Origin of the sequence: Metallosphaera cuprina Ar-4, assembly GCF_000204925.1 — an archaeon.
Classification (GTDB): Archaea; Thermoproteota; Thermoprotei_A; order Sulfolobales; family Sulfolobaceae; genus Metallosphaera; species Metallosphaera cuprina.
Genome location: NC_015435.1, coordinates 972167 through 986411 on the forward strand (window position 1 = coordinate 972167; position 14245 = coordinate 986411).

General features: G+C 44.3%; 11 protein-coding genes and 1 CRISPR repeat array (1 of these 12 only partly in view). Of the genes, 8 read left to right on the forward strand and 3 right to left on the reverse strand.

The features are described from left to right. Positions 1-39 precede the first annotated feature (39 nt). The 6 genes from MCUP_RS05205 (at position 40) to MCUP_RS05230 (ending at position 7636) form a co-directional block, all read left to right on the forward strand. The gene (locus MCUP_RS05205) at positions 40-2361 is read left to right on the forward strand and encodes a protein kinase domain-containing protein (RefSeq protein ID WP_013737666.1); all 2322 of its coding nucleotides are present in this window, start codon (positions 40-42) and stop codon (positions 2359-2361) included. Between the two features lie 102 nt (positions 2362-2463). After that, positions 2464-4272 (forward strand): NosD domain-containing protein, encoded by a 1809-nt coding sequence (locus MCUP_RS05210; protein WP_148230906.1) that lies wholly within the window; start codon positions 2464-2466, stop codon positions 4270-4272. A 434-nt stretch (positions 4273-4706) separates the two neighbouring features. Next, on the forward strand, positions 4707-5051 hold the full coding sequence (locus MCUP_RS05215) for a DUF488 domain-containing protein (RefSeq protein ID WP_048057737.1): 345 nt from the start codon (positions 4707-4709) through the stop codon (positions 5049-5051). Positions 5052-5068: 17 nt separating this feature from the next. Then, on the forward strand, positions 5069-5683 hold the full coding sequence (locus tag MCUP_RS05220; RefSeq protein ID WP_048057506.1) for a helix-turn-helix domain-containing protein: 615 nt from the start codon (positions 5069-5071) through the stop codon (positions 5681-5683). 510 nt (positions 5684-6193) lie between these two features. Beyond that, positions 6194-6622 (forward strand): hypothetical protein, encoded by a 429-nt coding sequence (locus MCUP_RS05225; RefSeq protein WP_013737671.1) that lies wholly within the window; start codon positions 6194-6196, stop codon positions 6620-6622. A gap of 642 nt (positions 6623-7264) precedes the next feature. After that, positions 7265-7636 carry a hypothetical protein gene (locus MCUP_RS05230; RefSeq protein ID WP_013737672.1) on the forward strand — a complete coding sequence of 124 codons (372 nt, stop codon included), beginning with the start codon at positions 7265-7267 and terminating at the stop codon, positions 7634-7636. Between the two features lie 172 nt (positions 7637-7808). Here the strand turns inward: MCUP_RS05230 and MCUP_RS05235 are convergent, their stop codons facing one another. From MCUP_RS05235 to MCUP_RS05245, 3 genes are all read right to left on the reverse strand, one after another. Next, positions 7809-8024, reverse strand: coding sequence for a hypothetical protein (locus MCUP_RS05235; protein WP_148230907.1), 216 nt, complete (start codon positions 8022-8024; stop codon positions 7809-7811). A gap of 181 nt (positions 8025-8205) precedes the next feature. Beyond that, positions 8206-9381, reverse strand: a complete 1176-nt coding sequence (locus MCUP_RS05240) for an NAD(P)/FAD-dependent oxidoreductase (protein WP_013737673.1) — start codon at positions 9379-9381, stop codon at positions 8206-8208. 211 nt (positions 9382-9592) lie between these two features. Then, positions 9593-10195, reverse strand: a complete 603-nt coding sequence (locus tag MCUP_RS05245; protein WP_013737674.1) for a TetR/AcrR family transcriptional regulator — start codon at positions 10193-10195, stop codon at positions 9593-9595. Positions 10196-10819: 624 nt separating this feature from the next. Here MCUP_RS05245 and MCUP_RS10130 point away from each other — a divergent pair. Both MCUP_RS10130 and MCUP_RS05255 read left to right on the forward strand, forming a co-directional pair. Beyond that, the gene (locus MCUP_RS10130) at positions 10820-10981 is read left to right on the forward strand and encodes a DUF2249 domain-containing protein (RefSeq protein ID WP_237697967.1); all 162 of its coding nucleotides are present in this window, start codon (positions 10820-10822) and stop codon (positions 10979-10981) included. Positions 10982-12001: 1020 nt separating this feature from the next. Further along, positions 12002-13030 carry a HoxN/HupN/NixA family nickel/cobalt transporter gene (locus MCUP_RS05255; protein ID WP_013737678.1) on the forward strand — a complete coding sequence of 343 codons (1029 nt, stop codon included), beginning with the start codon at positions 12002-12004 and terminating at the stop codon, positions 13028-13030. Positions 13031-13041: 11 nt separating this feature from the next. Next, positions 13042-14245: a CRISPR direct-repeat array (repeat unit 25 nt; unit sequence CTTTCAACTCCATGAAGGATTCTAC) (it continues 10973 nt past the right edge of the window).

Consider the following 14245-nt stretch of genomic DNA (forward strand, 5'->3'; position numbering starts at 1 on the left):
CCCTTAAATTTCTTTAACTGAAGTTAATCAAGTAGCTTAATGAGTAAGGCTAACGTGAGAGCACCCCTAACCAAGTGGACCACCCTAGTGAGAGCTCTAGGGGCGATCGAGCTCTCCTTAATACTCACGATCTACCTGATACTTCATCTAGGTCCCTCCTTCATTAGTCCCACTCTCGTTCTGCTCACAATGTTGGCCATCGCTGGGCTAGCTAACAACGCCCCTAAGGTCTACGGGATAGTCCTTCTAAACTGGCTCCCGTTGCTCTTGCTTTTCAGGACGCTGTTAACCTCACTCTCCTCTCCCTCAGATGTGATCCCCTTGGTTTACTCTATCCTCGCTCTAGGGGTCTCCGCTCACGTCTCACTTTCGCTCTACAGACCGAGGGGGAAGTTCTGGTTCAAGAGCAGGGCCAGGAGGAGAGCCTTGACTCTAGTTTACGCGCTCGCGTTCGTTATCTACACGCTGTTCGTTGAGCTCGCCGTGAGCGAGGTAAACTTGAATCCCACCGTGATCTACACGCTCGGTCCGATAAGCTTAACCTATGCCAACCTCTCCGTTCTCGTCCTCTCCTCGGTCGGCTTCACGCTCGCCCTCAGGGACAGCAGGGTGAGAGCCATCGATACCTTAAGGTCGGTGGGGCTAACCTATCCCGTTTTGATCTTAGCTTACGCTGGCTCAGCCTACCTACTTCAGCTCTTCCCAGTCAACTTCCTCAGCCTCGAGCAATCCGGCTACCTCACCTACCTCTCCGTCCTCTCCCTAACGTTGATCCCCATCTCCCTCGTCCTCAGGAGATCCGCAGCGTTCAGCCTGACCCTCTCGTCTGTCTCCCTAGCTTCAGCCCTAATCCTCTTCCTCATAAGGCAGGACTACCTCCTCCCACTAATTCTCATCGCGGGGGGAGCCTCAGTCTTACCTAGAGGTCTCAACGACGTCTCCAACGTAAAGTCCTACCTGATCTCTGCCCTATCCAGGTCCTCCTACTCGGAGGCCGCTGAGTACCTTCGCTACCTACCCTCTAACTTGGACGATCTGATCTGCAAGTTCTCCTCAGAGGGGAACTGCGAGGCCGTCATCTGGCTGATCAAGAACGTAAACTCAATCAACTACGACGGCTGCCCTGACCTGAAGAAGGTGGTGGAGTGCGTAGTGAGCTCCAACGACGTCCCGGACTCGATCTACAAGCTGCTCACCGCGACTGAGAGGAGGGACAGGGAGGCAGCCGAGAGGCTAGCCGGGTTCATCCTGGCGAGGACCAGAGACCCCAAGTCGAAGGAGATAGCCAGGAACGTCCTGTCCTCCACCCAGGAGCTCGAGAAGGCAAAGGCGTTGAACCTACCTCCTCTCTCCCAGTGGGACCCCTCCCTCTGGGTAGGTCAGGACTTGTACGGTTACAAGGTTAGCTCCGTGATAGGTAAGGGAGGTACATCTTACGTCCTCCTCGCTGAGAGGGAAGGGGCTAAGTACGCCGTGAAGGTACCGATAATAGAGCTAAGTCAGGGTAACGAGAGGACCAGAACGACTAAGCTCACGTTCCTGAGCGTAGCTAACGAGTCGGCCAAACTCCAAGAGGTCTCGACTAAGTCCGAGGAGACTGTTGGCCTTTACGGGATATTCATAGATAAGACTTCAATATATGAGATATTAAAAGGTAAGGCTGAGATCTACCTGAGGACTCCCCCGGCCATCGTCATGGAGTACATGGGTGGAGGTGACGCGGCCTCCCTCATGAAGGTGAAGGACGTGTTCTACTCCTCCAGGTGGGAGAGGATAGTCACCTTCATCCTCTTGAAGCTCGCGAGCGCACTCGAGGTAGTTCACTCCGAAGGGTACGTCCACCTGGACGTGAAGCCGCAGAACGTCTTCTTCTCCTCTAAGCCCGGCACTACTGGGGACGAGGTGCTCTCGAACCTGCTCTCTGGGAGGGTAAAGGTGAAGCTAGGAGATCTCGGCGCCTCAAAGAGGATAGGATCTAGCATAGACCAGTACAGTCCAGGATACTGCCCTGTGGATCAGATCGAGGCCATGGTCACGGGAGGGGGAGCTGATCCCAAGATGGACGTCTTTTCCCTAGGCGCCACTGGCTACACCCTCCTGACAGGCTACGTCTTCAACACCTCTGAGCTGTACAAGCTTTTCGATGAGATCGCGTCTAATTACATTAGTGGGCGACCCTTTAAGGAGAGCTTAAGGAAAGCTCGCCTAATCTACGCAAATCACTACAGGACCCTCTCCTTACCAAACGTTAACCCATCCTTAAGTAAGCTGGTGAGAGATGCGGTTGACCCAGATCCCAGGGTAAGACCAACGGCGAGCGAGCTTAAGTCCTCCCTCAACTCCCTACTTAGGGCGAATTGAACCTAAACCGTATCGGAGCTCACGTTGAAAGTTGTTTCTGTTTTAAAGAATTTTTCTAAAAAGGTTTATAAATCACGATCTTTCACTAAAATTAGAGACCTAATGAAAGGCTTAACTCTAGTGGCACTCGTTCTCATCTCCCTGGTCGTACCGTTAACCTCGGTTCTATCAATCGGGGCCACCCAGACCTTCACTACTATCTACATACTTCCTAACGGAACGGTCTCCCCATCGAAAGCCCCCATCTTTGACTCCAACGGGGTGTATTACGTTGAGAGCTACATGAGGCTCACGGGGAAAGTAGGGATAGTCATAGAGAGGGGAGGGATCACCCTCTCAGGGAGCGGGTTTCAGATAGAGGGTACGGGAGGGAACTACGGCATAGAGGTTAACGGAGTGAATAACGTCACAATAAATTCCCTTGTTATGAACGGGTTCAACGTGAGCTTCCTGGCTTATCGATCCTCTCACCTCACCTTTCAAAACAACTTCATCCAGAACTCAACGTACGGCGTAGTCCTTATGGACTCAAACTACTCATCGATAAGCTCAAACACGTTTAGCAACCTCTTAACCTCAGTCAACTTGATCTCTAGTTACTTCAACTCAGTTAATCACAACGGGATAGAGGGGATGGGACCCTACGGGATCGAGATCCTTCAAGGAGGGAACAACTCTATCTCAGGGAACAAGATCAGGAACGGGATTACGATCGAGGACTCTCTCTTCAACAGCGTAACCGGAAACGAGTTGATCTCCTCCGGCACTGCGGTTAACCTGCTCTCCTCAAGTTACAACAGGATCTCAAACAACACGATAAGTTACTCGAACGGGATATCTCTAAATTCGAGCTCGCACAACTACGTATCTCTAAACTCCATAAGCTCGGTCTCAAGGGGACTGGTCCTCTACGACTCAAGCTACAATAACGTTTCGCACAACAAGATCCTGAACTTGAGCCTGGTGGGCCTTCTCATGAACCTAGGGCAAAACAATTTGGTGGAGGGAAACGTGATCTTCATGGGGAACACTGGTCTTATCCTTAATGACTCCAGTTCTAACTCGATAGTCAACAACAGCCTCATCGAGTTAAGAGGAGGGATCCACATCAACCTAAGTTCTAACAACGTGGTGGAGGGAAACGAGATCACCTTAATTAAACCTAACGCGATGGCGATCTCAGATTTGAACCTTAACGAAAGTTCAGATGGGGTGGGCGTGCTCGTCTCCCAGGGTTACAACAACGAGATCGTGGACAACACGATAAGAGAGACCTACCTAGCGTTTCTCCTCTCCTCAGACAGTTACGACGTCATATCAGGTAACTCGGTGACTTCAAGCGAGCTCGGTATCTCGCTCACGAACTCGAATCACGACGACTTGACTGGAAACAGGATGAGCGTAGCTTTAACTCAGATCTACCTCTACCGCTCAGACTCTAACGACATAACGAAGAACGTCCTGAACGAGGGAGCGTACGGCATGAAGTTCAACCTTTCGAACCTAAACGACGTGATGACAAACTTGATAAATCGTACCTTCTACGGTCTCTACTTCTACCGGAGCGACCAGAACGAGATATCAGGCAACTCGATCTACAGCAACTTCACAGTCACGCAGATCTCTAGCCAGAACTACTTCTCCAACAACGTGTTAGAGAACGGATCTAACTTTAACGTATCTAAAGTGGAGAACAGCACTGGGGTCCCCACTAAGGGCACTAACGAGAGCGTACCGAGCGAGAACGCAACCGTCCAGAAGGGTGGAGTGACTGAAACCTCAAACGTCACAAACGTGAGCTCGCCAAGACCAATCATAGGGTCACCCAATGAGAGCACCTTCCTCCTCCCTTTGATTTTAGGGGTCGCGTTCTTGGCGAGTTTCATAGTTCGTATCGTGAAGAAGTTCTAATCACGTTCCAAGGACCGAGCCCTTCCTCCTATCTGTTACTCCCCACGAGCCTCTGCAATCTCAACCCACTTTGATCCTAATAGCTAAGGCCTAGGTTTAAATAAAGCGTTATACAAACTTTAATCATGTTAAGAAGAACTTTATTAAAGTGCGAAGTATGTGGGGAGGTCTTTAGCGTTAATTCGTTGTATTACCAGCATAAAGTTTTGCAACATTCTAAATATAACCTAGTAAGGGAAGACGGTTACGAATGCCCAGTACGTCACGAGAAGAGAAAACGAACGCCCACTCTAATCACTCACATAGGTCTTCAACACTTAAATGAACCGATTAGAGTGGAGGTCACTCAATAACTTAAAAGTTAGTTACGCTAACGTCTTAGCGACTCCCTTTTTAAGCTGTTTCATCGGTTACAGATCATGATAAAGGTGATCGTGATAAAGCTGAAGAGGGTTTACGAACCCGTCGATAAGGATGATGGGATAAGGGTACTAGTGGACAGGCTATGGCCCAGAGGCGTTAGTAAGAGTAAGGTTGACGTGTGGCTTAAAGACGTTGCTCCCAGTGAGGACTTGAGGAGGTGGTTCAACCACGATCCAAGCAAATGGGAGGAGTTTAAGAGGAGGTACTTTGACGAGTTGGATAAAAATCCTAAAATTGAGATACTATTACAATTAATCAGGAAAAATACTAACGTGACTTTGGTCTACGCCTCTAAATCACCTTACAACAACGCAGTTGCATTAAAAGAATACCTTGAGAAGCTATTAAAACCGTGATTTACCAACGTGACAATGTGCGTAAGACACCCTTTGAGGTCACAGTTCTAATAGAAGATCATCCTTGTGAAGCAATGAGGGTGATCTCGCAAACCGGTATGAAGGCCAGCGTTGAGAACGTTAAGTTGAGAGAACAAACGACGGATCACGTAGTCGTTTTTGAAAAAGAGATTGAGAAGAACGATATATTGAAATTAAAGTCTAATAATCTCAAAGTATTAAGACTAACCGATAGAAAGGTTTGGGTAAGAACTAACGGTTGCGCGGTCTGTAAGACACTTTACGCCTCTGATGTCGTCGTGGAGAAGGTTAAAGTGATTAAGGAGAGGAACTTGTTGTACACCTTGCTAGTACCTAATAACTCCTCTTTGAAGGAATTGTTGTATAACCTTTCACAGAATAAGTTGAAGGTAACGGTCCTGAACGTTTCAGAGATATCAGATACAGAATTAACTGAAAGACAATTAGAAATATTAAAATTGGCATATAAATTAGGATACTTTAATGATGATAGGAAGATAACTCTAACTCAGTTGGCGGAGAAGTTAGGCGTTTCCGCTCCGACTTTAGAGGAGATATTGCGTAGGGCCTCAAGAAAATCAGTTAAATATTATTTGGACAGACACACGTAACGTGTTTCATTCCTTTCATGAAAACTAAATATTTTCACCTTCGATACTAATTGTTCAAGAGTAAAGATCGTCATTAACCTTCAGCTTTTTGGGGAAAATGAGTTAACTTAACGATGGAGGCTTTAAGATCCCTCGCTGGTACAAGGGCAAGCGTTGGTACGTGTCCTACAACGCGTGCGCTCACTAAACGGATTCGTCTCTTTAGGATATATTAGAGTAGTTTAAGCTGGAATGACGTAACGCATGAGCGTACTAGATCTGCACCAAACAGTACCGTGAACGCCTAGGCCTTCGATGGATTTTTGGTTCTTAAACTTTGGCCCCTCACGTTTCTCATCACCTAGTCTAAATTCCAACGCGTTCGTTTTGTCTGCCGGACGCGTGATCTCTCGATCAAACGAGTTGCCTAATACATTAGGTATAGTGAGCGATTTCTTCCCATCTTGAGCACTTTAACACCTTAGGTTAACCACTTTTTTGATCCCAGGATAAAGGAACTGCGTGGCAAAAATGATTCAACATCAAGTTTACCCATTGGCAAAGGAGAAAGTGATAATTGACAAGACTTTAGAGGTGCCTATAGGAGGCACAACGTTCTACTTCGACATACCTAGTAATCCAATGGTGTACGTTAGCGAATCGAATGGAATAATATACGTAAACGGTTCCTCATATTGGGAAACTCAATTATACATGCTTAGAGATCTAAAGGACGAATTCACATATCAAGTATTGGAGTTAGGTAAATCTATAGGGAAAAACATCATAAAGATAAGAGACGTTCTATTAGGAACTGACAGTAAAAGACATGTAGAGAAAAGAAAGTTCTACATTAAAATTGATGATATAGAGATTGGTTTCTATTACAACCTTTATCTACCAGATGGCTCGAGGAACGGGATAATAGAGATTGCCCCTTATTACAAACATGAGAGTTAAATTAATTCAGTGGTAATCTTGAGGACCCTCTTTGATCTTGACCGTGAGTCATGAGAAGCTAAAAAATCTAGTTATGTGTGATGAGATTAAGGAGCGTGCCTGTAAATCTCATTCAATGCGTATAGCGAGGAAGGTGAATCAAAGGATTTACTTTATATTTACGAACAGAAGGTCACGCCAGTTATGATAAACTGACGCTAGCATTGGAGCTAAAGGCAGGAATGAATGAGCTGGACCCTACCTGTGTAGGTGACGTTGCAAAGGATTTTCCTAAAATCGTGCCCATGCTGTAAGGCCAATTTGATTTTCTACTGCTCTCCACATGACAAGACTCATAAACAGCGCTTATCTAGAAATGTTCAATACCTCCTAAAGATATTTTAAAGTGTAAGCCTAGGCTTAGGAAGTTTCAGATAAGGTGATTTACGGAAGCGATTTCCCGCACTCAATGGACTAGATTTGGCTGAACACGCTTACCAGGTTTATAATGAAATCAAAGACGAGAAAGTAGCAAGGGATAACGCTAAGAGAAACATTGAAGATTGACAAGCGTATAGGTAAATAGGAGGGGAAAAAGATATAATTATTTATATTGTTTTTACATTAGAAAGTTTTTTAAAGTTTCTCGCACAGTTATCTGTTATGGCAGGGCAAATAGATGTCGTTCAAATAGCTAGGTTAAGTGAAAGGGAAAGAGAGTCCACAATGAGGAGCCTATTTCAACAATTGCTCGCTCTAAACGACGATCAGAAACTATCTACGTTAAAGGGTTTAGTTAAGGAAATGGGGGAGAAGGCTAACGATGAAGAATACATTAACCTTTGTAAGACAAACATGAAATTAGCATCGACTTTGTCAGACGATATGCTGAAGGTCTTCCTTAAGATTAGGTTACAAGCTTCCGCTGAACTGCCTAAGAACATTCACGACAGAGATATGAACATGATAAATAGGGCATTAGCGTTAGTAGAACCTTCAATTAGAGAAAAAATACAAAGAAATATGCCTAGTTAGAATAGCGTAAATCATCAATTCGCTAACAGTTGGGTGCTACCTCAACTCAATCCATACAATATTATTCAGGACTAATTTAGAAATCATTTACAGCACTAAAATCTTTGCCAGCATAATGGTATAATAAACCACTTCAATCGGTATTGTAGCTTTTAACTGACCACTGATCGTATCAGTTTGTCCACTTCAGGAGATTCGTCATTGCTAGACCAGTATATAGGTTCCAAGTTTTATCAGAAATCCAAAATAGAGGTAGGTCTACTAACAATCTGCTCGGAAACGTGCTAGCAACGTCATCTCTATTATTGGGAGCATAAATGGTTTTTGCAATCGGATCGCTGCAGAGGACATCTCCTCTAGAGACGTTCCTGAGTTCGACATTAGACACTGCGATAAACATACTTTTGTCCAAGTTTTTAATCTCGTTACTAACACGCCCTGATAATTATACGTTTCAACGTTGAGCTTATTCTTGATCCCGTTAAACTCTCTAAACTCACAGCTACAAAGGCTAGATATTAAGTTGAAGTATAAGATTTTTTACTTCAAAAATCTGTCTCATTAAAAAATTAAATAACCTTATAACCAAATAACCTTTCTAAATACGCTTGTTCCCATCTATCTTTCTGCAAAGTGTAGTCCCTCTTTAACTGAGGGTCTTTAGCTGGCTTAGGAGGTTGAGTAGTTAAATCCATTTGGAATTGTAAGCTTAAAGTCTCTAGCTTACCCTCTAAATTACCCATGTAAGCCCAGCCTACGAATGCGTACTGAACTGGAACCTTTTCTGAAACCTCTTCCATTTCTAATATCTTATTAGCTGCAAACATAGAGCTCTCAAAGGCTATTTCTTGGTTCTTAGGGAAAGGTAACTTAGCTGCGTCTCCAGCTGATAAGACGTCGTCGTACTTAGGGTGTCTTAAATCTTGAGGAGATCTAACGTCAACGAAAGGAGATCCTAGACCGGCCTCCTCAATAAACTTAGGAGCCCTATTTGGTTCTAACATTGCTAAAACTGTGAAATTGAACTTCTCACCAGATTTCGTAACAACGTAGCTTTCACCCATCTCTACTATCTCTTGTCCGGTCACCAATTGTATTCCAGCCTTATCATAAGTCTCTTTAACGACATCTGCAATAAATGGAGGCTGTGTCTTATCGTTAGCGTCTATGTGAATGACCTTAAACTTTTCTCTAACTCCTCTATTCTTTAGAACAGTGTGAGCCAAAAGCGCCGTTTCGGTAGGAGCTGGAGCACATCTATAAGGCGCTTTAGGAGCGTAAACAACAAGACTTCCCTCGTTTTCAGTCCATAATCTTTGCCTTAACACGTTAACTCTACCAGGATCGTAAACCGTCGTGTTCTTCCAAGCATATTTATCATATCCGTTTATTGAGGAGCCGTCGTAGACTATACCAGGTGTTAACACTAAATAATCATAACTTAACTCCTTTACCTTATTACCCATGGATGATTCCGCTAAATACACCCTCCTATTATCTGGATCTATTTTGTATACGTTACCGATAATTACTTTAACTCCCTTTTTTCCAACTTCCTCATAACCTCTGATTATCCTATCGTATTGCTGCTCCTTCGTTAAGATCAACGGTCTAGACGGCCCTGCAAAATAAAAGTCTTCCTTATTTATCACGGTTATTTCCTTATCTTTTAATTTCTCAGCTAACGTGTTAACGATTCCCATCCCCGCTATTCCGCCACCTACAATAACAATTTTCTTACTCATAGTTTACCGTTTTTCTTTAACGGTATTTAAGAATTTATCCAATGAAATATAGTAGAAAACTTTTTTAGTTGAAATACAATAAAGTTAATGATATACTTCAATTAAATAATGATAATATTGATTATCTAAAGTATTTATATATTTTAATGAAAGTACGCGTTTAATAGAATTTTAAAACCTTAAAAAGTTATGATTTATGTTTTATTCTCTATCAAGACCTCGCGTCTCCTCTCTCTCGACGAACGCTCATCAGAACGGTCTTACTGAGTTGTCTAACGTACTCCTCGGGATCTAAAGGGTTGTCCTCCCACCATATTAGGTAACAAAGTAGAGCACCAAAGAAGCTCCGCCTTAACGTAAAAGGTATTTCTACCCCTGAAAGCTCTTCTACCTTCTTAAAGAACTCATCAATTTTGTCCATACAGACCGACTTCAACTTGGACTTTATTACCTCATATCTTCTCTTATTACCAATGGTCATCATTAGCAACGATCTCATTTCGCTATCCTTATATTTATCCATGAACTTCTTTCCGAAATCGTAAAGCATTTCCTCAGCGCTTTCATATTTCCCAGATAACGTTTCCTCAACTACATCGTACGGGATTGAGAGCATAGCTATTTGCTTTATTAATTCATCCTTTTTCTCGAAATAAAGGAAGATTGTACCCTTGCTCAACTCGCTTCTCTTTGCTATCTCATCCATTGTTGCTAAATCGAAGCCCTTTTCCGCAAAAACGCTCACAGCCGCCTTAATTATCTTATCTTTGCTAATTTTCCTGGACATTATTAATATTATGTAAGTGTCATACATTAATCTTACTGACCGGTAAGTTAATATATTATGACTGACTAGTCAGTCATGTGGTGCACGTTCAAAACGAAAAACGTGGAACTGAACTTGAAGGACATAAGGTAAACGTATCAACAATTGAGGTGACCAAGTAATAACCTTATTGACAACTAAGCGTGTCTCCCTTGAGTTTAAGTAAATTGATGATAAGGCCAGGTTAATCGTAACCCTTTGTCATCCTCCCAAACGGGGACCCTCAAACTGAGGCTTAGCGTACGTTATCTAGTGACGCTTTAAGGTAGTGAGGTGATCGACCTAACTAATGCCTTCCTTCAACGTACGTAAATCCATCCTAGGATCGTCCCTAGTGTACTAAACCTAATGCCTCCCTTCAACTGCTAGCTTTACATGTAGGCTGAAAGTCCTAAAGGGGGTCTCAGAAGGTCCTAGATAGGATACTAGGGAAAGGTAAAACGCAACGATCAACTAAATCTTTATCAACTTTAACAAGGGTTCCGCACCAAATAAGCAACAAACGATACGAGAGACGCGGAGGAGACTCCTCCACACACATCTGATCAGCTCCTCCTCAAGTTCCTCATCAGTAAGGTGTCTGATTTATAATCATAATCCCCCATCTCTCTCATGGGCAAGACCTTAGATTTGAGAGGAGTCGAGCCGTCAAAAAGACACACGCTAGCGTTGAGCGAATTCGACGAACTGAGAGATGGAGAAGAGCTGACCGTGATAGCTGATCATTACCCCGCACAACTTACACAGTCAATCAGGAAAAATAAAGAGACATAGAGGAAAGGGGAGACGGAACGTTCGAACTTAAGCTAATCAAAGGGTCCAGACCCTTAGTATCTCACGTGTCCAAGCTCAGAAGGACCGGAGACGCATACCCCAGTTCCAGTCGTTAGGAAAGAGGAGTACGGAGTGATCTTAGTCTTCCTTGAGCCAGGTCAATACGTTCCTGTTCACGCACCGCTCTCCGATTCGGTGTTCTAGGTGATCAAAGGTGAAGGCAACTTTAGGCTATAGGGAGGAGATAGAGGAGGGCTCCATAGTTATCGTACCGAGCAAGGAATCAAGGCCGAGACCTACATGGAGGTGTTGCACATGGTCATACCCTCACCTTCTCCACAGGATCACGAGAAAGTCATGGCGGTGGCCGCTAAGGGCCTACCTGAGGTAGAGCTAAGCGACAGCTCCGTGAAGGATCCTGAAACGCACTGAAGGACGTGACTTTCAACTCCGTGAGGATTCCACGCGAAGTCTTGCGTTAGCTAAGAGCTTTTTCAACTCCGTGAGGGATTCTACAAAAGCTCAATTTTGAGGAAAGCGGTGAGCGAGTAGTTTTTCCTTCAACTCCGTGAGGGATTTCACCCTCCCAACGAAGAGGCCAGGGAGAAGACGGAAGAGAAAATCCTTTTAACCCCATGAAGTTCCCCTAGTTCGTAAACACCGCTCGTTAGGTTCTCCTCACTCCCCTCACGTTAGGTAAACTCCATCACGTCTCACAAACGCGATCTCCACGCTGGGAAGGCATAGAGGTCTTCATAGGGTGAAAGCCTTAACGGTCAATGAACCTCCTTGTGTCGCTGAAGATCCTGCCTCCTCAAGGTTAACCTCTAAAACAAGGCCTCAGAGACGCGTTGATCGACAACGTCTCTCCCGTTTAACGTTCACTCCAGCTGGTAGGGAACCTCTCCCTAAATTAGCCAAACGTCATTGTAACCGTTTACGGCTTATCGTTGGCTCTTTAACGGGTATATTTGGATAGCCTATCCAAAAACTTATATATGGACAGCCTATCCAAATATTATGGGTCTAAAGTCCAGGATCGTACCTTTTTACGTTTTAGAGTTGATCGTCACGGCACTCCTTTTTCTATGGCTTACAGATCTGAGTAAAGGAGTCTCAGTTGAGAAAGGGATCAGCTTCTTCACTTTGGGAGTCCTCGCTTACACCTTCGGTTTGAGGCACGCGTTTGATGCCGATCACTTAGCTGCCATAGACAACACCACCAGGAAGCTCGTTCAAGAGGGCAAAGGTGCGAGCTTCACTGGCCTCTTCTTCTCATTGGGACACTCCAGCGTTGTGGTCCTCCTCTCCCTATCCTTGATAATAGCTGCTAGGACGATAGCCAGCAACGTACCCGCGTTGGAGAGCTTGGGCTCTATCGTAGGCACCCTAGTGAGCGGACTCTTCCTGTACGTAATAGGACTTCTAAACTTTTTTGTATTATTAGAGATTTATAAAATATTTAAAAAGATAAAGGAGGAGAAAATCGACGAACGAAAGCTAAACGAGACATTACTTAAAAGGGGGTTCATGAGCAGGTACTTCAGGAACTTGTTCAAGATCGTGAAGAGTCAGTATTACCTCTACCCCATAGGTTTCCTGTTCGGTCTGGGGTTCGACACCGCTTCAGAGACCGCCCTCCTGGCGATAAGTGCAGCCTCCGCCACCGAGTTCAGCTTCCCAACGTGGGAGCTTTTGATATTTTCCTTCCTCTTTACGGCAGGGATGACGCTGATAGACACAACTGACGGCCTCTTCATGAACACCGCCTACAGGTGGGCGTTTCTGGGCGCTCCTCTGAGGAAAGTGTGGTACAACCTAACCATGACCAGCATATCCGTTCTGGTGGCGTACGTGATAGGTACGTTGGAGCTGTTAGGTATGGTTCAGTCCGAACTTGGTCTTAAAGGACCCTTCTGGGGCCTAATCGAGGTGATCAATCAAGATGCGTGGTGGGGGAACATTGGTATGATAATCATCGCGACCTTCACGTTAACGTGGGCGACCTCCATGATAGTTTATAAGGTTAAATACAAAAGGTACGAATAAATTAGAATTTTATTTCAATTTTATGAAGGATTCTACGATATCTCATGTAAACCCTGCTGCCCACGTAAATATCTTTCAATTCCATGAAGGATTCTACAGGAGGTATAGTGGTGAGTCGTCTGCCTTGAACGTTTACAAGCTTTCAACTCCATGAAGGATTCTACACACTGAGGACCTGACAGATGAGGACTTGAAGGGATATGGCCCTTTCAACTCCATGAAGGATTCTACCACGGGCATAATATGATAAAGAACTTGGCTACTGTTCTCATCTTTCAACTCCATGAAGGATTCTACACGGTTCTACACCGCGCGGGAAGGGTTCTTCTTCGTTAAAACTTTCAACTCCATGAAGGATTCTACAAGACCCAATCGTAGCTGAGTACGATCTGACGTATATGTTACTTTCAACTCCATGAAGGATTCTACGCGACGAAAACAAGAGGGAAAGCGAAATCATTCTAAGAAACTTTCAACTCCATGAAGGATTCTACATCCACGTTCACGATTGGCACTCAGTGGTCCCAGGGGTTAGAATAAAAAAACTTTCAACTCCATGAAGGATTCTACATGAACAAAAGAAAGGTGAGGACATGATCTTCTATGATGCTTTCAACTCCATGAAGGATTCTACCATACCACACATTATAATTAAACATTCTTATCAAATTGTAACTTTCAACTCCATGAAGGATTCTACGTAGTAGCGACGTGTTCAAGGCAGTCGTTACATCGTTTACTTTCAACTCCATGAAGGATTCTACTTGGGTTAGCTACCCTCTTGATTACTTTTCTCAGATCATCCTTTCAACTCCATGAAGGATTCTACTTATATATTGCCATAATAAGTTTGGGGGAAGCTCTGCTTTCAACTCCATGAAGGATTCTACGGCGAAATAGTGTGTAATGACGACCGAAACGAAATTATGATTCTTTCAACTCCATGAAGGATTCTACGGGGGCAAGCTCCCCTCTACTCTCACGATAATGATGAGGACTTTCAACTCCATGAAGGATTCTACTCTTGAGGATTTTTATGCCTCCTCGACAAAGTCCCCCGTGCTTTCAACTCCATGAAGGATTCTACAGATGATATAGAGCTTTACTTTGCACCGAATGGTAATATCTTTCAACTCCATGAAGGATTCTACATCAACGCCAAAGACCGTCATCATCAAATCCGTCTACAACTTTCAACTCCATGAAGGATTCTAC